The sequence below is a fragment of the Afifella sp. IM 167 genome (assembly GCF_020144925.1).
Taxonomy (GTDB): domain Bacteria; phylum Pseudomonadota; class Alphaproteobacteria; order Rhizobiales; family Afifellaceae; genus Afifella.
The window spans coordinates 354,473-380,628 of sequence record NZ_NSLC01000005.1 but is presented as its reverse complement, the minus strand read 5'-3'; the positions used below and the strand labels follow the sequence as shown (position 1 = coordinate 380,628).

Sequence of the window (26,156 nt, the reverse complement as noted above, 5' to 3'; positions counted from 1 at the left end):
GATGCCGAAGCTCGATCTGGCCGCGATCCCGGAAGACAATTCCTGCTCCTATCCCGCGCCCTTCAACGAGATCGCCAGGGGCCGCTTCCGCAAGAAGCTCGGCGATGCGGGCGGGCTGACGCAGTTCGGCGTCAGTCTCTGCCGGCTTGAGAGCGGCTCGGCCTCCTCGCAGCGCCACTGGCACGAGAGGGAAGAGGAGATGGTCTACATCCTCGACGGCGAGGTCGTTCTCGTGGAGGACGAGGGCGAGACGATCCTGCGGCCCGGCGATGCCGCCGTCTTCAAGCCCGGCGTCGCCAATGGCCACCACCTGGTCAATCGCTCCGGCAGGGATGCGCTCTTCCTGGAGATCGGCACGCGGCCGCAGACCGAGGTCGTGCACTATTGCGACATCGATCTCCTCAATATCGACGAGGGCGACGGCGACCGCTTCACCCGGCGCGACGGCACCCCCTACTGACGGACCAGTTTCAGGCGCGCCGCCGGCGCGGGCGCCCAAAGAATTCGGAGAACGCCATGAGCGAGACGAATTTCCACTTCGAGACCGACGGCGAGGGCTTCGCCATCATCACCTGGGACATGCCCGGCCGTTCGATGAACCTCATCTCTCTTGCGGCTATGGAGGAGCTGGCTGAGGCCGTCGAGCGCGTCGCCTCCGACGAGAGCATCAAGGGCGCGATCATCACCAGCGCCAAGAAGGATTTCACCGGCGGGGCCGACATCACGATGCTCGCCTCGCTCTTCGGCGCCTACGAGGAAAAGTTCGCCGCCGACGAGAAGGCGGCGCGCGCCGAGCTTCTGGGACAGTCTTCCAGGCTGTCGCGCATCTTCCGGCGGCTGGAAACCTGCGGAAAGCCCTTCGTCGCGGCGGTCAAAGGCACCTCGATGGGTGGCGGCACGGAGCTGATGCTCGCCTGCCACGGCCGCGTCGTCGCCGACAAGGGCACCAAGATCGGCCTGCCGGAGGTGAAGATCGGAATCTTTCCCGGCGCCGGCGGCACGCAGCGCGTCATGCGCATGGTCGATGCGCAGGCCGGCCTGCAATTCCTCCTGCAGGGCCGCACGCTGGACGCTGCCAAGGCGAAGGCGATGGGCCTCGTCGACGAGGTCGTGGCCGAGGAGGACCTTCTGGCCTGCGCCAGGGAAATGCTGCGCGGCGGCCTCTCGCCGGTGAAGCCCTGGGACGAAGAAAAATACCGCCTCAAGGGCCCGGCCGCGATCTTCACGCCGGCCGGCTTCCAGTTCTGGCCGGCGGCGAACGCCCTCTACCGCAAGGAGACGCAGGACAATTACCCGGCGGCACGGCTGATCATGCAATCGGTCTTCGAGGGCCTGCAGTTGCCCATGGACCAGGCGCTCGACGTGGAAAGCCGCTACTTCGCCAAGGTGCTGACGACGAAGGAGGCGCGGGCGATGATCCGCTCGCTCTTCGTCTCGCTGCAGGAGCTCAACAAGGGCGCCCGCCGGCCCGAAGGCGTGCCGCCGACGCAGTTTTCCAAGATCGGCGTCATCGGCGCCGGCTTCATGGGTGCGGGCATCGCCTATGTCTCGGCGCGCGCCGGCATGGAAGTCGTCCTCATCGACCGCGAGATGGAGGCGGCCGAAAAGGGCAAGGCGCATTGCGAAAGCCTCCTTGCGAAGGAGGTCGAGCGCGGACGCATGAGCGAGGCGGCGGCCGGCGAGGTGCTGGCGCGCATTCACACGACGACGGAATATTCCGCGCTCGCGGAGGCCGAACTCGTCATTGAGGCCGTCTTCGAGAACCGGCAGGTGAAGGCGGACGTGACCCAAGGCGTCGCCAACCATCTCGGCGAGAACGGCATCATGGCCTCCAACACCTCGACACTGCCGATCACCTCGCTCGCCGAGGCGTACCGCGAGCCGGCCGAGTTCGTCGGCATCCATTTCTTCTCGCCGGTCGACAAGATGCTGCTCGTCGAAGTGATCCTCGGCGAGAAGACGGGCGAGAAGGCGCTCGCCGTCGCGCTCGATTATGTGCGCGCGATCCGGAAGACGCCGATCGTCGTCAACGATTCGCGCGGCTTCTACGCCAATCGCTGCGTCACGGCCTATCTCCTGGAAGGCCATCTGATGCTGACGGAAGGCGTGCCGGCGGCGATGATCGAAAATGCCGGGAAGATGGCCGGCATGCCGGTCGGGCCCCTTTCCCTCAACGACGAGGTCGGCCTCGATCTCGGCTGGAAGATCGTCCAGGCGACGGAAGCCGATCTCGGCCCGGAGGCCGTGTCGGCCGAGCAGAAGGCGCTTCTTGAAGAACTCGTCGAAAGGCGCCAGCGCTTCGGGCGCAAGAACGGCAAGGGCTTTTACGACTACGAGGGCCGGGAAAAGCGGCTCTGGCCGGGCCTTGCCGATATCGCGGCGCCGAGAAACGCGGAAAAGTTCGACATCGCCGAACTGAAGCAGCGCCTCCTCGTCACGCAGGCGCTGGAAGCGGCGCGCACGGTGGAGGAAGGCGTCATCACCGATCCGCGCGAGGCCGATCTCGGCTCCATTCTCGGCTTCGGCTTTGCCCCGTTCACCGGCGGCACGCTCTCCTATATCGACTTCATGGGGGTGGGCGCCTTCGTGAAGCTCGCCGAGAAGCTGGCCGAAAAGCACGGGCCCCGCTTCAAGCCGAACAAGCTGCTGCGCGAGATGGCGAAGAAGGGCGAGACCTTCTACGGCCGCTTCGGGGCGGACGAGAGCAAAGCCGCCTGAACGATGTATGTCTGGGGACGCATCCTGGCGCTCGCCGCCGCGGCCAGGTCGCGCACGCCGCTCGATGCGCCCTTCGGCGTCTCGGAACTCTCCTTCCGCGCCTGGCCATGGGACTGCGACAACAACCTGCACATCACCAACGGCCGCTACCTGATGCTGGCCGATATCGGCCGCTTCGACCTTTTCCTGCGCTTCGGCCTCTGGTCGGAGGCGATGAAGCGCGGCTGGGCGCCGATGCTGGGCGGCGTCAACATCGTCTTCCGCAAGGAAATCCGCCTGTGGCAGACCTTCCGGCTGAAATCGCGCCTCGTCACATGGCAGGAGACGAGCGTCGTCGGCGAGCATCTCTTCCTGGCGGAGAAGAACGGCGAGGAGGTCGTCGCCGCGCAGGCGCTGACCTGGGGCGGCATCTACGACCGGAAGGGGCGCCGCTTCGTTTCGCCGGAGGAGATTTTCGCCATCCTCGGCATTTCGGCCGAAGCGCCGGAGCCCGACGCGGACGTCGCCGCGTTCCTCGCCGCCCAGGGCGCGGTGCGCGATCGGGCCAAGGCAATGGAAGCCGGCGCGCGCCCAACTTTCTGATCGGTCGCGCCTGCCGGGCGCCTCCCGACACTTTGGGGGGAAGAAAGGTGCGACCGGTTGTCTTCTCCCGGCTTTCAGGACTATATTCCTTGATCTGACAGAGGGCGGGGATGCCGCTCGGATATGTCCTGGACCCATTCCACCGTCTGGAGCGCCATCGACGCGCTCGCCAGCCGCTACGGGCTCACCGCCTCGGCGCTCGCCCGCAAGGCAGGGCTCGACCCGACGGCGTTCAACCGCTCCAAGCGGCTTTCCGCCGACGGGCGGCCACGCTGGCCATCGACGGAATCGGTGGCCAAGATCCTCAATGCGACCGGCGCTTCGCTCGACGAATTCATCTCGCTGGTGGATGCGCGGGCACGCGAGGCCGGCGCGCCTTCGGGCAGTCTGCTCGGTGCGGAACTGGAAGGGCGCCTGCCAGCCCCGGCACAGGTGCCGCTCCTCGGCCTTGCCCAGGCGGGGGCGGGCGGCTTCTTCGACGATGGCGGCTTTCCCGTCGGCCAGGGCCTGGATGAAATTCCGCTCCCCTCGGCCCATGCCGAGGGCTCCTATGCGCTGGAGGTGAGCGGGGATTCCATGCTGCCGGTCTACCGCGACGGCGACGTCATCATCGTCGCCCCCGGCGCGCAGCTGCGGCGCGGCGACCGTGTTGTCGTCAGGACGGTGGACGGGGAGGTGATGGCCAAGGTGCTGAAGCGGCAGACGACGAAGGCCGTGGAACTCGTCTCGCTCAATCCCGAGCATCCCGACCGCACGCTCCCGCTCACCGAGATCGAATGGATCGCAAGGATCATCTGGGCCAGCCAGTGACCACGAAAGTCACCTGATGCGGATCGTCGCCCTGGCCGCCATTGCCCTGGTCGCGGCCGGCCTCGCCGCCTTTCTCCTGTTGCCGAGCGGGCCGCGGGTGAGCGAGCCGACGCCCCCCGCCGAAATGACGGCGACGGAGGCGGGCGGCAAGGTGGCGCGCGAGACGCCTTCCGAAGTGCCCCCCGAGCCGACCATTGCCGCAGGTGGCGAAGGCCCTTCGCCTGGCGATCCGTCCGCCCTTCCCGCTTCCGGCAATCTCCTCGACGGCCAGGAGGTGCCGCCCGCCGCACGCGACGTGACCCCGCGCGGCTTCACCCGCGGGCCGGAGGTGACGGGGCCCCTGACGCGCGTCGTGCCGCCCGCCCCTCCTGCCCCGCCGGAGCCGGAGGCCCCGAAGGAGGCGCGCACCGAAAAGCTCTTCCGCCCGGTGGCGGTATCTGCCGGCAGGCTGAAGGCACGCGAAGCGGAGGTGGCGCTCGCAGGCATCGACGCGCCGGCGCCGGAGGCCACCTGCGGCGACGACAATTGGCCGTGCGGGCAGATGGCGCGCGCGGCGCTCCGCCGCCTCATCCGCGCCCGCGCCGTCGACTGCGTCGTGCCGGCCGGCGAGCGGAAACTGCCGGCGGCGACCGAATGCCGGCTCGGCGAGACGGAGCTCGGAGAATGGCTGGTGCGCCGCGGCTGGGCGCGCGCCGCGGCCGAGCGCTACCGCAAGGCCGAAGACGACGCCCGCCAGGAAAAGCTCGGCATCTGGAGCCCGACGCGGCCCGGGCCCATCGGCACGAGCCCCGAGATTTCGGCGCCGGCGCCGATCGGGCCGATTGGCGTAACGCGCGAGACGCCCCAAGAACCGGAGCCTGTGCCCCTGCCCGCCGCCCCCACGCCCAGCGACCCCGCAGCCGGCACTCCTCAACCGAACCTCGTGCCGGGACTGCCGGCGCAATAGGCGCAAAGCCACGGCGCCAGGCCCCGCCATAAAGAGAAAGAGCGGCGCGTTCGACGCGGAGGGGTTCAGCCTCGAAAATGCTTGGAGAGCTTGAGGGCCTGGCCCTGGTAGTTGGAGCTGAGCCCGGCGCCATAGAGCGCGGTGGGGAGAGCCGCCATCTTCTCGTAGACGAGGCGCCCGACCGTCTGGCCATGCTCCAGGATGAAGGGCACTTCGCGGCTTCTCACTTCCAGCACCGCGCGGCTGCCCGAACCGCCGGCCGCGACATGGCCGAAGCCCGGATCGAAGAAGCCGGCATAGTGGACGCGAAACTCGCCGACGAGCGGATCGAAGGGCACCATTTCAGCCGCCGTCTCTGGCGGGACACTGACCGCTTCGCGCGAGGCGAGGATGTAGAACTGGTCCGGATCGAGGATGAGGCCGGCATCGGCGCTCGGCCTCAGCTCTTCCCAGAAATCGGCGACGGCGTAGGCGCCCGGCTTGTCGACATCGATGACGCCGGTGTGGCGCTTGGCGCGGTAGCCGATCAGGCTTCCCCCCTCGCCGGCAAGATCGATGGAGACCGGCAGACCGCCGGCAAAACGCGGCTCGCCCGTCGTCACCGGCGTGCGGGCATGCAGTTCGGCGAGCTCGCCGTCGGAGAGCCGGGTGCGCCCGCGCCGGAAGCGGATCTGCGACAGGCGCGAGCCGGTGCGCACCAGGATCGGGAAGGTTCGCGGCGAGATCTCCAGATAGAGCGGGCCCTGATAGCCGGGCGGCACCTGATCGAAGGCGCGAGCCCGGTCGGCGATGACGCGGGTGAAGACGTCGAGCCGGCCCGTGGAGCTCTTCGGATTGGCGCTCGCCTCGATCTCGGCCGGCAAAGCGAGGCTTTCCAGCAGCGGCACGATATAGACGCAGCCGGTCTCCAGCACGGCGCCCTCGGAGAGGTCGAAGGCATGCAGGGCGAAGCGCTCCAGTTTTTCGGAGACGCTGTGCGCCGGGCCCGGCAGGAAGCTGGCGCGCACGCGGAAGGCGCGCGTGCCGAGGCGAAGGTCGAGGCTCGCCGGCTGCACCTGGTTCTCGGCGGGCGGGCGGGCAAGCGCGATCGCGCCGGCCTCCATAAGACGGCCGATCCCTTCGTCGGGCAGAATGCCCTCCGCCCCGCTGTCGCTGATGCCCCACGCGTCCATCCTGAATGCGTTAGCCGATGGCGGCATTGACGCCAAGGCGGCTCGGAGGTAAGCGCTTCGATATCCCGTGGTGATTTGGCCGGCCGGCTTGCAGCCACGTTAAACAACTCGCTAAAAGGTCGGGGTGTGTTCACCCGGTCTGGCGGCGGCCCGGCCGGGTTTTTTGTTGCGAGCGAGAATGCACCGATGACCGAGAACGACAAGCTCCGCCCCGCCACCCGCCTCGTCCATGGAGGCACGACGCGCTCTCCCTTTGGCGAGACGTCGGAGGCGCTCTTCCTGACCCAGGGTTTCGTCTATCCGAGCGCGGAGGCCGCCGAGGCCCGCTTCAACGGCGAGGATCCCGGCTTCGTCTATTCGCGCTACGCCAATCCGACCGTGGCGATGTTCGAGGAGCGCATGGCGCTGCTGGAGGGCGCGGAGGCGGCCAAGGCGACGGCTTCGGGCATGGCCGCGGTGACGGCCGCTCTCATCTGCGACATCGCCGCGGGCGATCATATCGTCGCCGCGCGGGCGCTCTTCGGCTCCTGTCTCTACGTCGTCTCGCAGTTCCTGCCGCGGCTCGGCGTTTCCTGCACGCTGGTGGACGGGCCGGATCTCGACCAGTGGCGCGCCGCCGTGCGGCCGGAGACGAAGGCCTTCTTCCTGGAAAGCCCCGCCAATCCGACGATCGAACTGATCGACATCGCCGGGGTCGCCGAGATCGCCCGGGCGGCGGGCGCCCGGCTCGTCGTCGACAACGTCTTCGCCACCCCCATCCTGCAGAAGCCCCTGGAGCTCGGCGCCCATACCGTCGTCTATTCGGCGACGAAGCATATCGACGGGCACGGACGCTGCCTCGGCGGCGTGGTGCTCTCCAATGCCGAATGGGTGGAGGAGAAGCTCCTGCCCTATCTCAAGCATACCGGGCCGGCGATCAGCCCCTTCAATGCCTGGGTGCTGGTGAAGTCGCTGGAGACGCTGGAGCTGCGCGTCACGCGTCAGGCCGATACGGCCGCGAGCCTTGCGGAGGTCCTCGCCATGCACCCGGCGGTCAAGCGCGTCGCCTATCCCGGCCGGCCCGACCACCCGCAATTCGCCCTCGCCTGCCGGCAGATGCGCTCCGGCGGCACGATGATCGCGATCGAGCTTGCCGGCGGCAAGGAGGCGGCCTTCCGCTTCGCCAACGCGCTTTCCATCATCAAGCTCTCCAACAATCTCGGCGACGCCAAGAGCCTCATCACGCACCCGGCGACGACGACGCATCAGAGCGTCGCCGAAGAGGACCGGATCAAGCTCGGCATCACCGACGGCATGCTCAGGCTTTCGGTGGGGCTCGAAGATCCGGCCGATCTGGCCGAGGACATTGCCGCCGCGCTCGATGCGGTGGCCGCAGAAGCCCCGCCCGCCCGCGCCGCCTCGTAACGAAGCGCTCCCCGCCTTCCCCCCAAGGGGGAGAGAGGGAGAAGCCCTAGAACGTCCGCCAGGCCAGCAGAATGCGGGCGCCGGCGGTGACGAAGCACATCAGCGCGAAGATCAGAGCGAGCGGCGCAAAGGCGCCGGGAAACAGGCAGAAGAGGCAGAAGGCGATGATCGTCTCCACCCCTTCCGCCAGCCCGGTGGTGAAATAGAGCGACTTCTGCCCGCGCCGGTCAGTCGAAAGACCCTTCTTTTCCGCCATCACCGCGTAGGCGAGGAAGCTCGCTCCGTTGACATAGAAGGAGAGCAGGAGGATCGCGGCGGCGGCGGCATTCTCGCCGGGATCGGCAAGCGCGAAGGCCGCCGGGACGAGGCCGTAGAAGGCGAAGTCGAGGGTGATGTCGAGGAAGCCGCCGCGGTCCGTCGGCATCGTGGCGCGCGCCACGGCCCCGTCGAGCCCGTCGGCGAGGCGGCTCATAAGAATGAGGACCAGCGCGAGCGCATAGGCTTCCGCGACGATGGCGAGGCCGGAAAAGAGCGCGATGACGAAAGCGCCGATCGTCACCTGGTCGGCGCCGATACCGAGGCGCACGAGCGCAATACCCAGCCGGTCGAGCGCCGGCTCGATATTCTTCCGGATGACGCCGTCGAGCATGCCTACCCCTTTCAGCCTTCTTCTCGGATTCGCGCCGAACCTAGCCGTTCCCTCCCGGACGCACTATGAACGGTTCTGAGATTCGCCGTGACCGCCCGATGCAAAAGCCGAGAATCCTCTTCCTCCTCAGCCTTCTCGCCCTCGTCGCGGCCGGCATCGCCCGCGCGCAGGAGCCGGTCATTCCCAATTTCTGGGACCCGCGCTCGCGCATCGAGCGGCCCAACACCGACACGATCGGTCCGATCCGCTTTCTGGCCACCAACGATTTTCCGCCCTTTTCCTACCGCGACCGGCGCGGCGCGCTGATCGGCTTCGACATCGACCTCGTCAGGGCCGTCTGCGAGGTGCTGGAGGCCGAATGCGCGATCCAGACCCGCCCCTTCGACACGCTGGAGAAGGCGCTGCGCGACAAGGAGGGCGACGCCGTCATCGCCGGGCTCTCGCCCGACCCCGAGGCGAAGCAGCCGCTGCTCGCCACGCGGCCCTACCTCAAGGTCCCGGCGCGCTTCGTCTCGCTTTCAGATGCCGCCTTCGATCCGGACAAAGCGGAGGGCGATTTCGTGGGGGTGGTCTGCCACAGCGCCCATCAGGCCTATCTGGAGCGTTATTTTCCCGACCTTGCCGTCGCCTGCTACCCGAATCTCGGAGACGCCCTCGCCTCGCTGAAGGAAAAGCGATTGAAGGCCGTCTTCGGCGACGCGCTGCGGCTTTCCTTCTGGATCCACGGCGAAACATCCGGCGCCTGCTGCGCCTTCTCGAGTGGGCCCTATCTCAACGACAATTATTTCGGCGACGGGCTGAAGATCGTCGTCAGGCCTAATGAGAGCGAGCTCAAGAGCGCGCTCGACTACGCCCTGCGCGAGGTCTACCGCAAGGGCACCTATGCGGAACTCTATCTGCGCTATTTCCCGGTGAGCCTTTTCTAGCTTTCAGCTCTCCTCGCGCCAGAGCTCGGGCTGCTCCAGCGTTTGCGCGCAGCGCACCTTCCCCGTCACCTCGCCCAGCAGCCCGTCCTTGAGTGCGACGACCATCCACGCATCTTGAAACTCCGGCAGGATGGGATGGGGCGGCAACAGCCCTTCCGGCATCGCCGGCGAGAAGCCAAAGCGCGGATAATAGCCTGGATGGCCGAGGACGAAGACGAGGCCGGTTCCGGCCGCCCGAAGGCGCTCCAGCCCCTCGCGGATGAGAGCCCCGCCGCAGCCCTTGTTCTCGAATTGCGGCAGCACGGCCAGCGGCGCGAGGACGGCACAGCGTAGCTCGCTTTCCTCCACGCGGCCGGCGCTGAAGAGGATATGACCGACGAGCCGGCCGTCCATCTCGGCTAGGAGCGACAGGCAGGGCGCGGCCGTCGGATCGGCGAGGAGATCGACGACCAGCCTTGCCTCCTCCTCGCGGCCGAAGGCGCGGCGCTCGATATCGAGCACGGCGTCAAAGTCGGCCGAGCCCGTCTCGCGGATCTTCATGTCTCCCCTCCTCTCCGCTCAGGCGCCGCGGCGGAACGGATAGATGAGCGTCCAGAAGAACCGGGACGGCAACTCGTCCTGATGCGCCGAAAGGCCGAGCCGCATGGCCGTCTGTCCCGCCTCCGGGTCTTCCGTATAGACGCGGAAGAGCCGGTCCCAGATGGAGAAGTTGAAGCCGTAATTGCTGTCGGTCTCGCGCCGCTCCACCGAATGGTGGATGCGGTGCATGTCGGGCGTCACGATCAGCCAGCGGAGCGCCCGGTCGACGCTTTCCGGCAGGCGCACATTCGAGTGGTTGAACATCGCCGCGCCGTTCAGGACGATCTCGAAAAGGAGGACGGCCAGAACGGGCGCGCCGAGGAGAACCACGAAGGCCGCCTTCAGGCACATGGAAAGGACGATCTCGATCGGATGGAAGCGCAGCGCCGTCGTCACATCGACATCGACATCGGCGTGATGGACCCGGTGGACGCGCCACAAAAGAGGGATCTTGTGGAAGGCCACATGCTCTGCCCAGACGGAGAAATCGAGCAGGAGGAAAGCAAGGATACCGGCCAGAAGAGGGTCGAGGCCGATGATGCGGAAGAGCCCCCAACCCTGGCTCTCGGCAAAGAGCGCGGCGCCGACCGCCGCCATCGGGAAGAGAACGCGCAGGACCGCGACGTCGAGAAGCAGGATGGCGAGATTCGTTGCCCAACGCCGGCCCTTGAGGGGATGGGCGTCGCGCCGCGGAAAGGCGAGTTCGAAGGCGGCCATGGCGCCGAAGATGCCGAAGAAGGCGAGAAGCCGGATGCCGGCCTCGGTGAAGAGGAAGCCGAAACTCATGCCGTTCCTCTCAGCCTTCCTTCGGCGTCCGCGTCAGGCATGGCGGTAGCGCGCCGTCGCCGATCTCTCCAGAGCCGCGGCGGTCAACTTGTCGATATCGAGCCGGTCGCGCAGGAGCTGGAGAAAGCGCAATTCCTCCTGCGGCAGGTTCCGGTCGGCGATGGCGACCTCCACGGCAAGCGCATAGAGCGTGTCGTGAAGCCGGGCCGGCACGGTGGCCTCAAGGAGCTGGAGCATGTTCTCCAGCCCCGCCTCGTCGGCGAGGATTTCGGCCGCGACGCCCGCCACCTTGGGCAGCAGCGCGCCGTCGTAGTCGGCGAAGACGGGCAGGGTGTCGACAAGCTCGCCGATCGTCTTCAGCTCCGGATCGGCCATTTCGGCATCGGCGGCCGAGACGGTGATCATGGCATAGACGAGGGCGTCCTGGACGGAAACGGAGGGCATTTCGGGCTCCAGCCTTGAGGGCCCCGGCCTTCCGGGGCATCGGTTCATGAGCTAGCTAGGTTCGCCGCCCGGGCACCGCAAGGCTTTGCGCGGTTTTGCGCCCTCTATCGACCTTCACGCCCGGCTGGGCTAGACCGCCGCTGAAAGGGACGCCGCGCCACGGGCTGCCGCGCCCCATGACGATCCGCAACGGGACAAACGACATGGAAAACCTGCCGGAGGAATGGCTGGAAGCCGCACGCGTCTCCAAGGCCTGGCCCTTCGAGGAGGCGCGAAAGCTGATTGCGCGCCTGGAAAAGAGCGGCGGTTCGGAGGTCCTCTTCGAGACCGGCTACGGCCCCTCGGGCCTGCCGCATATCGGCACCTTCGGCGAAGTGGCCCGCACGACGATGGTGCGTCATGCCTTCCGCATCCTGACCAAGGACGCCGTGCCGACCCGGCTCCTGTGCTTTTCGGACGATATGGACGGGCTCCGCAAGGTGCCGGACAACGTGCCGAACAAGGAGATGATGCGAGAAAACCTCGGCAAGCCGCTGACGGAGATCCCCGACCCGTTCGGCTCCGAGCATGGCAGTTTCGGCGCGGCCAACAATGCGCGCCTCAGGGCCTTTCTCGACCGCTTCGGCTTCGAATACGAGTTTGCCTCGGCAACCGACTACTACAAGAGCGGGCGCTTCGACGAAACGCTCCTCAAGATGCTCTCCGTCTACGAGGAGGTGCGCGACATCATCCTGCCGACGCTCGGGCCGGAGCGGCGCGCCACCTATTCGCCCTTCCTGCCGATCTGCCCGCGCACCGGCATCGTCCTGCAGGTGCCGACGATCGCGCGCGACCCTGCGGCCGGCACCATCACCTATATCGATCCGGAGACGGACGAGGAGGTGAGCGTCGCCGTCACGGGCGGTCGGGTGAAGTGCCAGTGGAAGGCCGACTGGGCGATGCGCTGGGCGGCGCTATCCGTCGATTACGAGATGTCCGGCAAGGACCTCATCGATTCGGTCCGCCTTTCCTCGCAGATCTGCCGGGCGCTCGGCGCGCGCCCGCCTGAGGGCTTCAACTACGAGCTCTTCCTCGACGAGAACGGCGAGAAGATCTCGAAGTCGCGCGGCAACGGGCTGACCATCGAGGACTGGCTCGCCTATGCATCGCCGGAGAGCCTTGCGCTCTACATGTACACCAAGCCGAAGTCGGCCAAGCGGCTCTTCTTCGATGTCATTCCGCGGGCGGTGGACGACTATTTCAGCCACCTGACGGCCTATCCCGGACAGGCGGCGGAGCAGAAGATCGTCAATCCGGTCTGGCACATCCATTCCGGCGAGCCGCCCGAACTCGACGTGCCGGTCTCCTTCGGCATGCTGCTCAATCTCGTCTCGGCCTCCAATTCGGAGGATGCGCGCGTGCTGTGGGGCTTCATCTCGAGATACGCGCCGGGGGCGACGGCGGAAAACCATCCCAAGCTCGACGAACTGGTCGGCTACGCGATCCGCTACTACCACGACTTCGTCAGGCCGACGAAAAGCTTCCGAGCGCCCAGCGAGACGGAGAAGGCGGCTCTCGCCGACCTCGATGCGCGGCTTGAAAAGCTGCCGGCGGATGCGGATGGCGAGGCCATCCAGAACGAGGTCTATGCGGTCGGCAAGGAGCACGATTTCGCCAATCTGCGCGACTGGTTCCAGGGGCTCTACCAGGTACTCCTCGGCCAGGATCAGGGACCGCGCTTCGGTTCCTTCGTCGCCCTTTACGGCCTCGAAGAGACCCGCGCGCTGATCAAGACGGCGCTCGACGGCAAGCTCGCCGCCTAGGGACGGGGTGGATGAAGATGTGCGCGGGCCCAAGACAAAAAGTCCGGCCCATGCATCACCGCACAAGCTGCTTGACGAGGCCCCCTCGCCTCGCCACTTTGCCGGACGGCTGCGGGCGTAGTTCAGTGGTAGAACGTCAGCTTCCCAAGCTGAATGTCGTCGGTTCGATCCCGATCGCCCGCTCCATTCCTTTTCCCGTGAAACAGAGCCTCCCGCGCCGCCTTGCGGGATTGTCTCGCGGTCACTTCCAGCCGCCGACCATGTGCGTGGCGAGGCTCCCGGCCTCGTAATAGGCCTCCTTCAGCCTCGAAAAGGCTTCGCCCTTCGGCTGCGAAAGCTTCAACGGGAAGCGATCCTCGGCACCGGTCAGAACCCATTCGGCCGCCGCCTTGCCGAAGAGCGTGCCCGGCCCGATGCCGCGGCCGCTATAGCCGAAGATGGAGACGGCGTTCGGGCCGATCCGCGCCACACGCGGCAGGTGGTCCCCCGTCATGGCAATGCGCCCGCTCCAGGCGAACTGGAAAGACAGCTCGCCAAGGAAGGGGTAGAGCTTCTTCATCTTGCGCCGCGCCCAGCCAAGATGCAGGCCTCGCCCGGCCCATTCCAGGCTTCCAACACCGCCGACGACGAGGCGGCCCGCCGCGTCGAGGCGGATCGACGACATCACCGTCGCCGTATCCCAGCAGCCCTGACGCCCGGGCAGGATTTTCTCCAGTTGATCGGGAGCGAGCGGCGGCGTCGCCGCCTGGAGATAGCTGACGGGCGTGAAGGGGGGCGGGGCAAGCAGGACCGAATAGCCGTTGGTGGCGCGGATCAGATGCCTCGCCACCACCGGGCCCAGAGGCGTTTCCACCACCCATTCGCCGTTCTCGTGCCGCACGGCGAGAGCCGGGCTTTCCTGGTGAAGCCGCGCGCCCGCCGCCTGCGCCGCCCGTGCCAGACCGCGCGCATAGGCGAGCGGCTGGATCGTGCCGGCCCGATTGTCGAGAAGGGCGCCCTCAAAGCTTTCGGAGCCGGTGCGGGCGGCGGTCTGCCTCGCATCCAGAAGCTCGACAGGCGCGCCGCGCTTCACCTGCTGGGCGTGCCGCCGCTCAAGGTCGCGCAGCCCGGCCGGCGAATGCGCCAGATGCAGCGTGCCGGCCCGCACCGCCTCGCAGGCGATGCCGTGCTTCTCCACGAGGCTGAAGACCAGCGAAGGGGCGCTGGCGAGGGCGGCGTTCAGCCTTGCCCCCTCTTCCTTCCCCAGAAGCGCTTCCACCTCGTCGGGCGGGGTCCATAGCCCGGCATTGACGAGGCCGACATTCCGCCCCGAGCCGCCATAGCCGATGCTGCGGGCCTCCAGGAGGCAGGTATCGACGCCTGCCTCCGCCAGATGCAGCGCCGCGCTGAGGCCAGTGAAGCCGCCGCCGACGATGACGGCGCCGGCCCGAACTTCCCCCTCCAGAGGCGGCGCGACGACGGGTGCGCCGGCCGTCGCCTCCCAGAGATTCAGCGCTGGCACCATCGCAGCCTCACACGTCGAACTTGATGCCCTGTGCGAGAGGCAGGGCGCGCGACCAGTTCACCGTGTTGGTCTGGCGGCGCATATAGCCCTTCCAGGCATCCGAGCCGCTCTCACGCCCGCCGCCGGTATCCTTCTCGCCGCCGAAGGCGCCGCCGATCTCTGCGCCCGAGGGGCCGATATTGACATTGGCGATGCCGCAATCCGATCCGATGGCGGACAGGAACTGCTCGCTCTCGCGCACATCGGTGGAGAAGATGCACGAGGAGAGCCCCTGCGGCACGGCATTGTGCATGGCGATCGCCTCGTCCAGCTCGCGATACTTCATGGCGTAGAGGATCGGCGCGAAGGTCTCGTGGTGGACGATGTCGCTCTGCCCCGGCATTTCCACGATGGCCGGATGGACATAGGCCGCTTCCGGCTTCTCGCCCTGAAGCGCGCGGCCGCCGCCGTGCACAACGCCGCCTTCGGCCTTCGCCGTTTCCAGCGCCGCCTGCATGGCCTTCATGGCATCGAGGTCGATGAGCGGTCCGACCAGCGTGCCATCGGCGAGGGGATCGCCGATCGGCAGGCCCTCATAAGCCGCGATCAGCCGCGGGACGAGCTCGTCGTAGACGCTCTCATGGACGATCAGCCGCCGCAGCGAGGTGCAGCGCTGGCCGGCCGTACCGACAGCGGAAAAGACGATGGCGCGCACCGCCATCTCCAGATCGGCCGAGGGGGCGACGATCATGGCGTTGTTGCCGCCGAGCTCCAGGATGCAGCGCCCGAGCCGTTCGGCCATCGCCGCCGCGACCTTCTTGCCCATCGGCACGGAGCCGGTGGCGGAGACGATGGCGACATCCTTCGAAGCGGTCATCGCCTGGCCGAGCTCGGCGCCGCCGACGAGAACCTGGATGAGCCCATCCGGCGCATCGGAGCCGAACTTCTTCATCACCCGCTCGCAGATCGCCTGCACCGCCAGACCGCACAGAGGCGCCTTCTCCGAAGGCTTCCAGAGGATGGGATCGCCGCAGACGAGCGCCAGAGAGGCGTTCCAGCACCAGGGGGCGACCGGGAAGTTGAACGCCGTGATGATGCCGCACACGCCCATCGGATGCCATGTCTCGCGCATGGAATGGCCCGGCCGCTCGCTGGCGATCGTCAGGCCATAGAGCTGGCGCGACAGGCCGACGGCGAAGTCGCAGATGTCGATCATCTCCTGAACTTCGCCGAGCCCTTCCTGATAGATCTTGCCGCATTCGAGGCTGACGAGGCGGCCGAGATTCTCCTTTTCGGCACGCAGCTCCTCGCCGAGGAGGCGGACGAACTCACCCCGCCGGGGCGCGGGCACCTGCCGCCAGGCCCGGAAAGCCTCGGCCGCCTTGCCGATCATCGTCTCGGCGTCTTCTTTCGAATGGGTCTTCAGGCGCGCAATCACCGAGCCGTCGACCGGCGTCGTCACGGCCAGAGCGCCGCCACCGGTCTCTTCCTCCGTCAGGCCGCAGGCCTTCAGGATGTCGCTATAGGTCATGAAATCCTCTCCGTGTGTCGCCGAAGCCTGCAGTCGCGCGCCCCCCTCGCACCCGCAGTCCCGAGTTCCGAGTATGGAGCCGCAGACCGCGCCCCGGCAGAATCACTCTTGTCGCAGACCGCCCCTCAGGGGCAAGCGGGTGTTTGCCCCGCATGCCTGCCCGTCGTCACCGATCAGGCAGGCATGCACAGGCCGCCAGCGGAAGGCCGCGCATGGCACGGCCGCTCAGGCGTAGCGAAGCTCGAGCGTGGAAGCGATCACGCGCAGCCAATTGCGCACGTGCGAGAAGACGAGGAAATCGGCGTGGACGCGCTGCTGCGCGCTGGAACCGAAAGCCTCCCTTTGCGCCTGGTCCTGCAGAAGGCCCTTCAGCGCCGCGGCGATCTCATGCGGGTCCTCCGGGTTCTTGACCAGGCAGCCGTCGAGATCGGGCCGGATCTGCTGGCGAAGGCCCGCCGCCGAGGAGCCGAGGATCGCCGCGTGCTTCCACATCGCCTCCGTCACGGTGAGGCCGAAGCCTTCCTGGATGGAGTTCTGCACGACGACATCTGAGCAGCGCTGCAGCGCATTGACGAGCAGGGCGTTGTTGCGCCTGGAGGCCATCGGCAGGGAGATGATCGCGATCGCCTCGCGAAGATCCGGAGAGAGGGCGCAATAGGCCTCGCGCACCTCCTGGAGCGCGGCAAGCCCCTCCGGATCGTCGGTCACCGATTTCGGATCGGGCCCCGCGAGGACGAGGCGGGCAAGCTCCAGGGGCCGGCGCCTCTCGGGCGAGAGGCCGGCACCGTCGGCCTTCAGCGTCTCCTTCATGGACACAAAAGCCTGCATCAGCGGCAGATAGCCCTTGAGCCGGTCCCAGCGGGAAATCTGCGTGACGATGGGCCGGAAGAGGAGACCGAGATCCTCCGGCTCCGTCGCCGGAGCCCAGCTTCCGTCCGCCTGCATGCGCTCGGCAATCTCCGGATAGGCCTCCGTGACAGTCGGGCTCGAAGTGCGCACCAGCCCGCCATTGGCGAGGATGCCGACGATCTTGCGCACCGACAGGTCGCGGTTCTTGTCTGCGAGCGGGTCGATGGAGGGATGGATGACCGTCGCCCGCCCGGCGAGACAGGCAGGGATATATTCCGGCGCGGTGAAGACGGAATGGTCGTACGGGCCGGCCCATTCCTCCAAAAAGCCCCAGGCGGCGCGGGTCTCATCGGTCTCGTCGTCTAGGCCGATATGGCAGCGCCAGATGGCGGTGATATCCATCTCCTGGCGCAGGAGCGCGCCGGCGCCCATCGGCTGCGGGTCGTGCACGACAAGGATATCGCCGGGCCTCAAATGTTCGCGGATCCGGCCGGCGGCCTTGCGGCTCACCTCCTCGTAAAGGGCGCGCTCGCCGTTTCCGAGGTCGGCATCGCCGTGGCCGTGGATGAGGTTATGGATGCGCTTCGTCAGCGCGAAAAACTCCGGCTCCTCGGCCTGCATGACGAGCCAGTTAGCATCGATGCCGAGGTCGCGCATCAGGGTGATGAGGCCGGGCAGCAGCTCGGCGACGCCGCCGCCCTGGGCGGTGCTGTTGACCATGAAGACGCGACGGCCGCCGAGCCTCGGCAGAAGCGTTTCGGCCTCCGCCTTCATCTCGCGCACGCCGAAGCCGAGATGGGGGATACGCTCGTAATCGTCGAGCGATGCGTGATGGGTGGATTGGACGAGCTGTGCCATGCCCCTCTTTCGGGTTTGCTTGCCGGAGGCGCGCCACAGGGACGCCGGTACGGGCGACCGCCGGCCATCTTCTGTCTCGGGATGGTCCCAGCAAGCGCCGGGCCAAGGCGGGAATACGGCCGGGGATATCCCGGCCGGCGACGGCTGGGTTCTAGCACCCCCCTTTGGAAAGCCTCAACCGCCGGGGCGCTACCGAGGCGGCGCGGCGGCGGCACTGCGGGCAGGATGCGAGCCGGTTCGGCGGGCGCGGGAGAGGCCGTGCTCGGTCTTTTCCCAGAGGAAGGGAGTGCGCAGGAGCTGGAACAGCGCCTGCCACGCGGCGAGCGACATCGCCAGCCAGTAGAGCGGCAGGAGCGGCACCAGCGGCATAAGGTCCGGCCGGCGGATGGCGAGAAGACCGCGCACCGCCATGACGGCCGAAAAAACGACGAGAAGTATGCCGTTGAGCAGGCTGAAGCCCATCAGCGCTCCGACCAGGGGCGTCTCGGGCGGCGGGATCTCGCCGAAGAGCAGGAAGACGATGGCGAGCATGGCGAGGACGAGCGGATAGACGAGAAAGCCGGCAACGCCTGTGCCGAGTATCGCCATGACGGCGAGCGCGTCGGAAAACGTCAGGCGCGGCACGCCGGGACCGGCGGGGCGGAAGGCGACGAGCAGGGTCTGCATCCAGCCCTTCAGCCAGCGGCGGCGCTGCGCCATCCATTGCCGGCGTCCGACCGGAGCTTCCTCGAAAGTGCGCGAGGCAATCGTCTTCGTGTGATAGCCGAAGCGGGCAAGGCGGAGGCCGAGATCGGCATCCTCGGTGACGTTGAAGGGATCCCAGGCGCCGATGCGCTTCAGCACCCGCATCGGAAAATGGTTGGACGTGCCGCCGAGCGGGATCGGCATCCGCCAGGCGGCAAGCGCCGGCAGCAGGACGTCGAAATTGGCGGCATATTCGATGGCGAAGAGAGCCGAGACGAGGTTTTCGGTGTTGTCCGTCGTCAGCCGGGCCTGGACGCAGCCCAGCTCAGGGTCCACGGCGAAGAGGGCGGCGGCCTTGCGCAGCTGGTCGGGCTCCGGCCGGTCCTCCGCATCGAAGACGACGCAGTAGCGGCCGGCGGCGAAGGAGAGCCCATAGACCAGGGCGCGCGGCTTGGTGCGCGGCGCTCCCGTCGGCACGACGACGACCTGAAAGCGCGGGTCGTGCGCATGACGGGCGGCCGCTTCCAGCGTCTCCTCGTCGCCCCTCTCGATAAGGAGGAGGCACTGGAGCTTGGAGGCCGGATAGTCGATCGCCGCCAGGTGGCGCACGAGATCCGGCATCACGGCGGCCTCGCGATGCAGCGGCACGAGCACCGTATAGGGCGGCAGATCCGCGTCGCGCAGCGGCGGTGGCTCCAGCCGCGCCGGGCGGGCGAGCGCCGCCACGCCCTTGAACAGGATGGCCAGGAAAAAGAAGGCGCACAGACAAAGCCCGACGAGCGCGCCGGAGGGAAAGGGCGAGAAGGCGGCAGCGGCCACAAAGAACGCGGCCGAGCCGCCCACGGCGATGCGCGCCGGGCGCGAGCCCGTCTGCATGGCCGAGGCGGTGGGCGCAGCACGTGCCAGGCGATGGGTGGCGGCGTAGGAGAGCGCCTCGGCGCTGCGCGAAAGCAGGATCTTGCGGATCGTCTCCGGGGCGGCGATGGCGATGCGCGCCCTCAGTTCGGGCACGGCCCGAAGGCGCGCGGCAAGATCGGCGACCTTCGCCGCATCGGTGGGCGCGACGAGAAGAAGCGAAGCGCCGTCCTTGATGACGAGGACACGCTCGGCCCTTGCGGCGATGCGCGCCTCGACCGGACGTGCTCCCGGATACGGCCCGACCTCGGCCGCATCGGAGACAAAGGCGATGCCGAGGTCGCGGGCGAGCAGCCGCCAGTAAAGCGCCGGGTCGAAGCTCCTGAGGGCGAAGAGCTCCCGCCTCGCCGAAGTGCGCCGGAGCCGCGCCAGCCTTGCCGCCAGTAGGAGGACGCCCGGCTGGATCCCGGCGCGGGCGAGGAAGGCGACATCGGCCGGCAGAGGGGCGGGAGACTGGAGCGGCTCTTGGTCGCGGGAAGGCAGACGAACCCGGCGGGCAGCGGGCTCGGAGCCCAGCCGGCCGATACCGCTTGCAGCCGCGCGGCCGCTCTCCGAGGCCCCCCCGATCGCCAAACCGCTGCCCCCCATCGGCTCGCGTACGCAGATTCCCGCCCGCCGCCGCAGAGGCGAGCCGGCGCTGACGATTCAACTTTTCGAAGATTTTTTCAACTGTCGAGTGCGACCGCACACCAAAGCAACCGTGGCGCAAAGCGCTTGCCAGAAAAGGCCGGCTCAAGCAGAAGAGGCGCGAAGGAGCCTCCCGCCGAAGATGTACCGCGCCACGACCCGCAACATCACTGTCTCCGTCGAGCCGGAGTTTCTGGAGAAGGAATCAAACCCGAAGGCAGGGCGTTTCTTCTGGGCCTACACGGTCGAGATCGCCAACGAGGGCTCCGAACGGGTACAGCTCCTGCGTCGGCACTGGCAGATCACCGACGGGGTCGGCCGGGTGGAGGAAGTCCACGGGGCAGGCGTCGTCGGCGAACAGCCGGAGATCGAACCCGGCAAGTCCTACCGCTACACGAGCGGCTGTCCGCTGGCGACCTCCTCCGGCATCATGGTCGGCAGCTACGACATGGTGGGCGAGGACGGCTCGACCTTCTCCATTGCCATCCCCGCCTTCTCGCTCGACCTGCCCGGCGGGCGCACGCTGCTCAACTGAGCGGCGGCGCCGGCACCCTTATTCCTCGATACCGCAGCGCTTGAGGAAATCCTCCGGGATATCGGCAAGCTTCTGGCCGACGAAGGCGAAGTAATAGAGCGGGAGGCCCTCCATGGAGAGACGGTGGCGGTAGCGTTCCAGGTGGTGGATGTCGACGTATTGCGAGAAGATCAGCTCGCGGATGAACCGTGAGAAGCCCGACTGGTCGGCGCTGGAGAGAAAGCTCTCCTTGATGTTGAAGGCGACCCAGCCGCCATCGGCGACGAGGCGCAGCGCCTGCAGGAAGGCCTTTACCGGGATGTCGTCGAAGCCGAGGGCGGCGACGGAGGTGAGGCAGTCGAACGACCAGCCCTCCAGATCCTCCAGCATTTCCGGCGCCAGATCGGTGAAGTCGGCCACGTAATATTCGTCGTAGACGCCCGGCCGGTCGCGCTCGGCCGCCTGCCTTGCCTCTTCGATGATGTCGACGGCGACGAGGCGGGCGACGCCATAGGATTTCAGCACTTCGCCCATGATGCCGTTGCCGGCGCCGAGATCGAGGACGCGCCGCTCCGTCAGGTGGAGACCATTGGCGTCGAGCGCGGATTTCAGGATCTCGCCGACCTTCCGCGGCGAAGAGCATTTCAGCCGGTCGTAGAAGAGCTGCTCGTAGAGGCCGGGCCTGCCGTAGATCGCATCATAGTCGTGAAAGCGCAGGCGCCGCTCCTCATCGCCCTCCACGAGAAAGAAGAAAGCCTCGCTCTGGGACAGCGACTTGCTCTCGGCGGCGGGGAAACGGATGCGGTGGCGGGGGGTCATGTGCTCTCCTGCGGGGCGGTTCTTCCCGCCCCGTCGATGATCTTGTTGTGTGACGGCAAAGCGTTTGTGACACAGCCGGCCGCCACGCTCAAATTCCACGCAGCGACGAGCCGGGTATCTAGTGCGCGGGGACGTGCGCCCGGCGGCCCGCGGCATATCGGAAAAGGCCGCCGATATCGCCGCCGATGCCGATGAGGGCCGGCACCAGGAAGAGAACGAGGCAGGTGGCGAAGGCCAGACCGAAGACCATGGTGATGGCCATCGGCAGAAGGAACTGCGCCTGCAGGCTGGTTTCGGTAAGGAGCGGGGCAAGCCCGCCGATCGTCGTCAGCGAGGTGAGGAGCACCGCGCGCAGGCGATCGCAGCTTGCCCCGATCGCCGCTTCGCCGAGGCTATCGCCGTCCTTCAGGCGCTCGTCCAGCCGGGCGACGAGGATGATGGAATCGTTGACGAGGATGCCCGCGAGCCCGAGCAGGCCGAAGAGCGAGAGAATGGTGAGATCAAAGCCCATCGCGTAATGGCCGAAAGTGGCGCCGGCGAAGCCGAAGGGGATGATGAGCATCACCGCCACGGGCCTCAGATAAGAGCCGAAGACCCAGGCGAGCATGATGTAGATGACGCCGAGGGCGAGGATGGCGCCGAGGCGCAGGTCGGCGAAGGCGTCCTGCCTTTCCTCGGCGCGGCCGGAGAAGACGGTCTCGACGCCGTATTTCGTCGCGATGCGGTCGATCGCGCCGGCCTGGCGCAGCTGCGAGAGCACCTCGCCGGGATTGGTGACGCCGAGGTCGATATCGGCGGTGACGGAAACGGTCGACTTGCCGTTGGTGCGCTGGATGGCGGCAAAGCCCTGACGCTCGCCCAAGGTCGCCACCTCCTCCAGCGGCACGTAGAAACCGTCCGGCGTGCGCAGCTCCAGCGCTCGCAGTGAGGCGCTGCCTTCGCCCCGCAGCTTGCGCTGGACGCGGATCGTGACTTCCTCGTCGCCCTTGGCGAAGCGGCGCGGGATCGCCCCTTCGAGCGCGTTGCGCACCTGGCGGCCGACCTCCTCGTTGGTGAAGCCGAGCGCGGCGCCGCGCGGGGTCAGGCGGATGACGAATTCGGGCTTGCCGTAGGGCAGGTCGTCGGCGACACCCGAGACGCCGGGATAGCCGGAAAGCACCTCCTGCGCCTCCTCGGCGGCGGCCTTCAGGCTCGCCGCGTCGGCGCCGCGGAAGCGGATGTCGACGTCGCGTCCGGGAGGGCCCCCGCGCATCTCGTAGATGGCGAAGCGCTTGACGCCCGGCAGGTCGGGCGCGGCCTCCTGCCAGGCCTTGACGATCTCCGGCGTGCGGATGTCCCGCTTTTCGGAGGTCACGAGCTGGACACGGAACTCGGCGAGGTTGTCGCCTTCCGAGCGCCCGGCCGAGCCGATGGTGGTGAAGGAGGCGACGATCAGAGGCTTGTCGGGGGAAAGGCGCTCGCTCGCCTCCCACAGGGCGCCCTCCAGCCTGGTGACGGCGTCCTCCACTTCCTGTTGCGGCGTGCCGGCGTTGAACTCCACGCGGCCCCGCAAGGTCTCCGCTTCCGGCGAGGGAAAGAAGACGAAGGAGACACGCCCGCCCATGACAAGGCCGGCGGCGACGATGAGGCTTGCCATGGCCAGCGCGACCGTGACGTAGCGCCAGCGATAGGCGAGTGTGACGAGGCCGTAGAAAGGGCCGGCGCGCAGCCATTCGAAGCCGTTGTCGAGCCCCCGGCGGATGGCGCTGCGCCGGTGCGTGCTCCTCGCCCGGCGGCGGGCGAGGAAGGCAAGGACGAGTTCCGTCAGGGCGCCCAGAGCGACGGCTGCCAGTGCGATCAGAACCGTCTGCACCATGCCGCCGAAGCCGGAGAAGGCGCTTTCGAGGCCCTGAAGCCAAGGCTGGCCGAGCATCTCGGCGGTGCCGGGCCGCAGCGCAAGGATCAGCGCGGCGGCGAAGAAGAGCGCGGCGAAGACCCAGCGCCACATCGACCAGCCGGTGCTCGCCTGGCGCCTCAGAGAATGGGCGAGATGGCCGGGCAGAACGAGGAAGCACTCCACCAGGCTCGCCAGGATGACGGCGATAACGACGAGCGGGAGCGTCTGGATGAAGGTGCCGATGCCGCCGCGCACCAGGAAGAGCGGCGCGAAGGCGGCCACGGTCGTCAGGCTCGCGGCCATCACCGGCGAGATCATGTGGCCGGCGCCGCGTGTGGCGGCGGTCAGCCCGTCATCGCCCATGGCGGAGCGCGTGGCGGTGTGCTCGCCGACGACGATGGCGTCGTCGACGATGATCCCGAGCATCATGATGAGCGCGAAGAGCGACATCATGTTGAGCGTCTGGCCGGTGACATACATGATGCCGAGCGTCGTCATCATGGCGACGGGAATGCCCGCCGCCACCCAGAAGGCGATCCGGCCGTTGAGGAAGACGAAGAGGATGCCGACGACGAGGACGAGGCCCTGCAGGCCATTCCTCACCAGAAGCATGATGCGGTCGGCCACCGTATCGGCGTTGACGTCGTATTTGAGAATTTCCACGCCCGGCGGAAGCGTCGGCCGCACCTTGGCGAGGTAGCCGTCCATCAGCCGGGCTGTGGCCAGCGTATCGGCGCCCGCCGAGCGCTCGACATAAAGCTCGATCGCTCTCTGGCCGCGGGCGAGGCCTTCCTTGTCGTCCGGATCGAAGCGCTCGCGAATATCGGCGATATCGCCGAGGCGGATGCGCTCGCCGGTCGAAAAGGCCTTCACCTCGATATCCCTCAGCGCGGCCGGGTCGCTCGCGTCGGAAAGAGCGCGGATCTGGCGCGAGACGGTCGTCTCCAGCTTGCCGGAGGGAAGGTCGCGGCTGTTGCCGGAGATGGCGGTGGAGATATCGCCGATCGAAAGGCCGAGGCGGCGCAATTCGCGCTCCGGCACGGTGACGAGGAGTTCCTCGCTCCTGAGGCCCGTATAGGTGACGCTGTCGATACCGGCATCGATCAGCCCGTCATGCACCCGCTTGGCGATGGCCTTGAGGGAAGCCTCCGAATAGGGGCCGGTGACGGCCAGCCGCGCCACGGCCTCGCGCCACTGGCGAAAGGCGATCTTCGGCTCGTCGGCATCCTCCGGCAGCGTGGAGATCGCGGCCACGGCCGCCTCCACGTCGGCGAGCGCCTTCTGCATGTCGGCGCCCTCCTGGAATTCCAGGGTGATGGAGCCGCTTCCCTCGCGGGCATAGGAGCGCATCTCGTCGACGCCGTCGAGGAAGCGCACCGCCGGTTCCACCACGTCGAGGATATTGGCCTCCACGTCCTCCGCACTCGCCCCCGACCAGGGGATGGTGACGGTGATGGAATCGGCCTCCATCGAGGGGAAGAACTGCGTGTTGATTTTGACGAGTGCGAAGATGCCGAAGAGGATCATCAGCACCATGAGGAGGTTCGCCGCGTTGTTGTGGCGGGCGAAGAGCTCCACGATCGGAATGGCGTCCCGGTCGCGCGGGACGCCGGAGCCGGCGTCCGGACTGCTCACGATCCGTGCCCCATGCCCTGGGCGGGCGCGGCGCGCATATGTTCGCCGGGGGCGGCGACCTTGAGGCCGTCGCGGGCATCGGCGATCTGGGTCGTCATCACCTCCTCGCCCGGCTTCAGCCCGGAAGCGATGACGATGTCGGCGCCGTCATAGGCTGCCACCTCGACCGGCCTCCGGCGCATGCGCCCATCCTCCACGACGAATACGGAATTGCCGCCGTAAAGCGCCGTCTCCGGCAGGCGGATCGCCTGACGGTAGAGCTTGTCGGGAACCGTCACCTCGACGAAGGCGCCGGGGCGGAGCGTCACTTTCGGGTTTTCCTCGGTGATGCGGGCAAAGAGCTCCACGCCGCCGCGATCGGCAAGGACCTCCGCGCCGATGCGGTCGATCTCGCCCTGATAGGTGACGGCCGCGCCGCCGACGGTCCAGGTCACCTCGACCGGGCGTCCGACAACGCCATCGCTGTCGGACAGAAGGCGGCCGAACTGCCGGTCGCTGACGATGAAGCGGGCCTCGACGGAGCCCTCCCGGTAGAGCTGGACGACGACGTCGCTGGCGCTCACCTTGCGCCCGATGCCGGCCGTCTCGCTGACGACCACGCCGTCGAAGGGTGCCTTCAATTCGGTATCGGCGAGGTTCTTCTCCGCCTCCTCCAGCTTCCAGGCGAGGCGGTCGTTGACGGCGCGCTGCTGCTCGGCGCGGGCGCGCTCGACCTCGAGGCTCGCCTCGGCCTGCTCGACGGCAGCAGCGCGCTGGCTGACGATGAGCTGGCGCTCCTCGAGCCCCTGCTGGGTGGTGTTGCCGCGCTGGCGAAGCTGCTCGGCGCGCTGCAGGTCGTTACGGGCAAGTTCCAGCTGCTCCCTTGCCCGCTTCAGGGCCGTCTCCTGGGCGGAAATGCTCGCCTCGCGCTCGGCAAGGCTCGCCTCGGCCTCGCGCATATTGGCCCGGGCCTCGGTGACGGCGCCACGATAGGCGAAGGGGTCGATGGTGGCGAGCACCTGGCCGGCCTTGACGTGGCGGCCGGCTTCGAGTTCCGGCGCGACGGAGGCGATCTCGCCGGAGACGAGGGCGCGCAGCTCCACGCTCTCGTTCGCGACCGTGCCGCCGAAGACGGAAAAGCTCGGGCGGGTGTCGCCGAGCGCCACCGTCTGCCGCTCGATGGTGTAGACCTGCTCGGTGGCCGGGCGGCTCGGCGCCTTCGGCTTGCTGGCTGTCAGATAGCGCATGCCGGCGACGGAGGCAGCAAGCACCGCGACGACGAGAACGAGTTGGACGATGCCGCGCAGAAAAGGATGGCCGGTGCGGGCCCTGAGCGGCGCCGTCGGCTCGTCCGGGCGCGGCACACGGCGTGCGGGAGCACGGCGGGGCCCAGGCTCGCGCACAGGGTGCCGAACCTCTTCCGATCCCGGATCGGACAAGGGCTCGTCGCGCAGCGGTTCCGCCGCGTCGACGACCAGCCGTGGCTTTTTGGCCTTGTCGCTCAGCTTCCTGTCCCTCTTCAGGCGGCGGCCGGAGAGCGGCACGCCATGCCCAACCCTAGCGCAACA

The 26,156-nt window shown here is 67.8% G+C and carries 21 protein-coding genes, 1 tRNA gene and 1 riboswitch; of the genes, 10 read left to right on the top strand and 12 right to left on the bottom strand.

What is annotated here, in order from left to right:
• The first annotated feature begins 1 nt into the window (after position 1).
• From CLD20_RS11505 to CLD20_RS11485, 5 genes are all read left to right on the top strand, one after another.
• On the top strand, positions 2-460 hold the full coding sequence (locus CLD20_RS11505; RefSeq protein ID WP_224406759.1) for a cupin domain-containing protein: 459 nt from the start codon (positions 2-4) through the stop codon (positions 458-460).
• 56 nt (positions 461-516) lie between these two features.
• Positions 517-2,718, top strand: a complete 2,202-nt coding sequence (locus tag CLD20_RS11500; RefSeq protein WP_224406758.1) for a 3-hydroxyacyl-CoA dehydrogenase NAD-binding domain-containing protein — start codon at positions 517-519, stop codon at positions 2,716-2,718.
• Between the two features lie 3 nt (positions 2,719-2,721).
• Positions 2,722-3,300: a thioesterase family protein gene (locus CLD20_RS11495; protein ID WP_224406757.1), complete on the top strand. Its 579-nt coding sequence runs from the start codon at positions 2,722-2,724 to the stop codon at positions 3,298-3,300.
• A 123-nt stretch (positions 3,301-3,423) separates the two neighbouring features.
• Positions 3,424-4,110, top strand: coding sequence for a helix-turn-helix transcriptional regulator (locus tag CLD20_RS11490; protein WP_224406756.1), 687 nt, complete (start codon positions 3,424-3,426; stop codon positions 4,108-4,110).
• Positions 4,111-4,126: 16 nt separating this feature from the next.
• Positions 4,127-5,056: a thermonuclease family protein gene (locus CLD20_RS11485; protein WP_224406755.1), complete on the top strand. Its 930-nt coding sequence runs from the start codon at positions 4,127-4,129 to the stop codon at positions 5,054-5,056.
• Between the two features lie 65 nt (positions 5,057-5,121).
• Here the strand turns inward: CLD20_RS11485 and CLD20_RS11480 are convergent, their stop codons facing one another.
• Positions 5,122-6,228, bottom strand: coding sequence for a 2'-deoxycytidine 5'-triphosphate deaminase (locus CLD20_RS11480; protein WP_224406754.1), 1,107 nt, complete (start codon positions 6,226-6,228; stop codon positions 5,122-5,124).
• Between the two features lie 57 nt (positions 6,229-6,285).
• A riboswitch (SAM riboswitch) is annotated at positions 6,286-6,363 on the top strand.
• Between the two features lie 51 nt (positions 6,364-6,414).
• Between CLD20_RS11480 and CLD20_RS11475 the strand changes: the two genes are divergently transcribed.
• On the top strand, positions 6,415-7,632 hold the full coding sequence (locus CLD20_RS11475) for an O-succinylhomoserine sulfhydrylase (protein WP_224406753.1): 1,218 nt from the start codon (positions 6,415-6,417) through the stop codon (positions 7,630-7,632).
• 46 nt (positions 7,633-7,678) lie between these two features.
• Here CLD20_RS11475 and CLD20_RS11470 read toward each other — a convergent pair whose 3' ends face one another.
• On the bottom strand, positions 7,679-8,281 hold the full coding sequence (locus CLD20_RS11470; RefSeq protein ID WP_224406752.1) for a CDP-alcohol phosphatidyltransferase family protein: 603 nt from the start codon (positions 8,279-8,281) through the stop codon (positions 7,679-7,681).
• A 98-nt stretch (positions 8,282-8,379) separates the two neighbouring features.
• On the opposite strand from CLD20_RS11470, the gene CLD20_RS11465 reads away from it, so the two are divergent.
• Entirely contained in the window at positions 8,380-9,207 is an 828-nt protein-coding gene (locus tag CLD20_RS11465; protein WP_224406751.1) for a transporter substrate-binding domain-containing protein, read from the top strand.
• 3 nt (positions 9,208-9,210) lie between these two features.
• Here the strand turns inward: CLD20_RS11465 and CLD20_RS11460 are convergent, their stop codons facing one another.
• The 3 genes from CLD20_RS11460 to CLD20_RS11450 are packed head-to-tail and all read right to left on the bottom strand — an operon-like array spanning position 9,211 to position 11,016.
• Entirely contained in the window at positions 9,211-9,747 is a 537-nt protein-coding gene (locus CLD20_RS11460; RefSeq protein ID WP_224406750.1) for a GNAT family N-acetyltransferase, read from the bottom strand.
• 18 nt (positions 9,748-9,765) lie between these two features.
• On the bottom strand, positions 9,766-10,572 hold the full coding sequence (locus tag CLD20_RS11455) for a sterol desaturase family protein (RefSeq protein ID WP_224406749.1): 807 nt from the start codon (positions 10,570-10,572) through the stop codon (positions 9,766-9,768).
• 33 nt (positions 10,573-10,605) lie between these two features.
• Entirely contained in the window at positions 10,606-11,016 is a 411-nt protein-coding gene (locus CLD20_RS11450; RefSeq protein WP_224406748.1) for a tellurite resistance TerB family protein, read from the bottom strand.
• 176 nt (positions 11,017-11,192) lie between these two features.
• Here CLD20_RS11450 and CLD20_RS11445 point away from each other — a divergent pair, with 176 nt between their 5' ends.
• Together CLD20_RS11445 and CLD20_RS11440 are read left to right on the top strand one after the other, a co-directional pair.
• A complete protein-coding gene (locus CLD20_RS11445; RefSeq protein ID WP_370636867.1) occupies positions 11,193-12,818 on the top strand; it encodes a lysine--tRNA ligase in 1,626 nt (541 codons plus the stop codon).
• Between the two features lie 111 nt (positions 12,819-12,929).
• Positions 12,930-13,004 (top strand) — tRNA-Gly (locus tag CLD20_RS11440).
• A gap of 55 nt (positions 13,005-13,059) precedes the next feature.
• Here CLD20_RS11440 and CLD20_RS11435 read toward each other — a convergent pair.
• The 4 genes from CLD20_RS11435 to CLD20_RS11420 form a co-directional block, all read right to left on the bottom strand.
• A complete protein-coding gene (locus tag CLD20_RS11435) occupies positions 13,060-14,322 on the bottom strand; it encodes an FAD-binding oxidoreductase (protein ID WP_224406747.1) in 1,263 nt (420 codons plus the stop codon).
• Positions 14,323-14,329: 7 nt separating this feature from the next.
• A complete protein-coding gene (locus CLD20_RS11430) occupies positions 14,330-15,832 on the bottom strand; it encodes an aldehyde dehydrogenase family protein (RefSeq protein WP_224406746.1) in 1,503 nt (500 codons plus the stop codon).
• Between the two features lie 225 nt (positions 15,833-16,057).
• On the bottom strand, positions 16,058-17,539 hold the full coding sequence (locus CLD20_RS11425; RefSeq protein ID WP_224406745.1) for a glycosyltransferase: 1,482 nt from the start codon (positions 17,537-17,539) through the stop codon (positions 16,058-16,060).
• A 189-nt stretch (positions 17,540-17,728) separates the two neighbouring features.
• Positions 17,729-19,711: a glycosyltransferase gene (locus tag CLD20_RS11420; RefSeq protein WP_224406744.1), complete on the bottom strand. Its 1,983-nt coding sequence runs from the start codon at positions 19,709-19,711 to the stop codon at positions 17,729-17,731.
• Between the two features lie 196 nt (positions 19,712-19,907).
• Here CLD20_RS11420 and apaG point away from each other — a divergent pair, with 196 nt between their 5' ends.
• Positions 19,908-20,300, top strand: coding sequence for a Co2+/Mg2+ efflux protein ApaG (apaG, locus tag CLD20_RS11415; protein WP_224406743.1), 393 nt, complete (start codon positions 19,908-19,910; stop codon positions 20,298-20,300).
• 18 nt (positions 20,301-20,318) lie between these two features.
• Here the strand turns inward: apaG and CLD20_RS11410 are convergent, their stop codons facing one another.
• From CLD20_RS11410 to CLD20_RS11400, 3 genes are all read right to left on the bottom strand, one after another.
• Entirely contained in the window at positions 20,319-21,098 is a 780-nt protein-coding gene (locus CLD20_RS11410; RefSeq protein WP_224406742.1) for a class I SAM-dependent methyltransferase, read from the bottom strand.
• Between the two features lie 118 nt (positions 21,099-21,216).
• Positions 21,217-24,609: an efflux RND transporter permease subunit gene (locus tag CLD20_RS20395; protein WP_224406741.1), complete on the bottom strand. Its 3,393-nt coding sequence runs from the start codon at positions 24,607-24,609 to the stop codon at positions 21,217-21,219.
• A complete protein-coding gene (locus CLD20_RS11400; protein ID WP_224406740.1) occupies positions 24,606-26,132 on the bottom strand; it encodes an efflux RND transporter periplasmic adaptor subunit in 1,527 nt (508 codons plus the stop codon). Before CLD20_RS11400 ends, CLD20_RS20395 begins: the two co-directional genes overlap by 4 nt.
• Positions 26,133-26,156: the final 24 nt, after the last annotated feature.

Excerpts from the sequence above, each read along its gene's own strand:
- CLD20_RS11490 (WP_224406756.1), top strand. The coding sequence starts at position 3,424 with ATGTCCTGGACCCATTCCACCGTCTGGAGCGCCATCGACGCGCTCGCC.
- CLD20_RS11480 (WP_224406754.1), bottom strand. The coding sequence starts at position 6,228 with ATGGACGCGTGGGGCATCAGCGACAGCGGGGCGGAGGGCATTCTGCCC.
- CLD20_RS11430 (WP_224406746.1), bottom strand. The coding sequence starts at position 15,832 with ATGACCTATAGCGACATCCTGAAGGCCTGCGGCCTGACGGAGGAAGAG.
- apaG (WP_224406743.1), top strand. The coding sequence starts at position 19,908 with ATGTACCGCGCCACGACCCGCAACATCACTGTCTCCGTCGAGCCGGAG.
- CLD20_RS11495 (WP_224406757.1), top strand. The coding sequence starts at position 2,722 with ATGTATGTCTGGGGACGCATCCTGGCGCTCGCCGCCGCGGCCAGGTCG.
- CLD20_RS11465 (WP_224406751.1), top strand. The coding sequence starts at position 8,380 with ATGCAAAAGCCGAGAATCCTCTTCCTCCTCAGCCTTCTCGCCCTCGTC.
- CLD20_RS11475 (WP_224406753.1), top strand. The coding sequence starts at position 6,415 with ATGACCGAGAACGACAAGCTCCGCCCCGCCACCCGCCTCGTCCATGGA.
- CLD20_RS11505 (WP_224406759.1), top strand. The coding sequence starts at position 2 with ATGCCGAAGCTCGATCTGGCCGCGATCCCGGAAGACAATTCCTGCTCC.
- CLD20_RS11470 (WP_224406752.1), bottom strand. The coding sequence starts at position 8,281 with ATGCTCGACGGCGTCATCCGGAAGAATATCGAGCCGGCGCTCGACCGG.
- CLD20_RS11425 (WP_224406745.1), bottom strand. The coding sequence starts at position 17,539 with ATGGCACAGCTCGTCCAATCCACCCATCACGCATCGCTCGACGATTAC.
- CLD20_RS11410 (WP_224406742.1), bottom strand. The coding sequence starts at position 21,098 with ATGACCCCCCGCCACCGCATCCGTTTCCCCGCCGCCGAGAGCAAGTCG.
- CLD20_RS11460 (WP_224406750.1), bottom strand. The coding sequence starts at position 9,747 with ATGAAGATCCGCGAGACGGGCTCGGCCGACTTTGACGCCGTGCTCGAT.
- CLD20_RS11455 (WP_224406749.1), bottom strand. The coding sequence starts at position 10,572 with ATGAGTTTCGGCTTCCTCTTCACCGAGGCCGGCATCCGGCTTCTCGCC.
- CLD20_RS11445 (WP_370636867.1), top strand. The coding sequence starts at position 11,193 with ATGACGATCCGCAACGGGACAAACGACATGGAAAACCTGCCGGAGGAA.
- CLD20_RS11450 (WP_224406748.1), bottom strand. The coding sequence starts at position 11,016 with ATGCCCTCCGTTTCCGTCCAGGACGCCCTCGTCTATGCCATGATCACC.
- CLD20_RS11500 (WP_224406758.1), top strand. The coding sequence starts at position 517 with ATGAGCGAGACGAATTTCCACTTCGAGACCGACGGCGAGGGCTTCGCC.
- CLD20_RS11485 (WP_224406755.1), top strand. The coding sequence starts at position 4,127 with ATGCGGATCGTCGCCCTGGCCGCCATTGCCCTGGTCGCGGCCGGCCTC.
- CLD20_RS11435 (WP_224406747.1), bottom strand. The coding sequence starts at position 14,322 with ATGGTGCCAGCGCTGAATCTCTGGGAGGCGACGGCCGGCGCACCCGTC.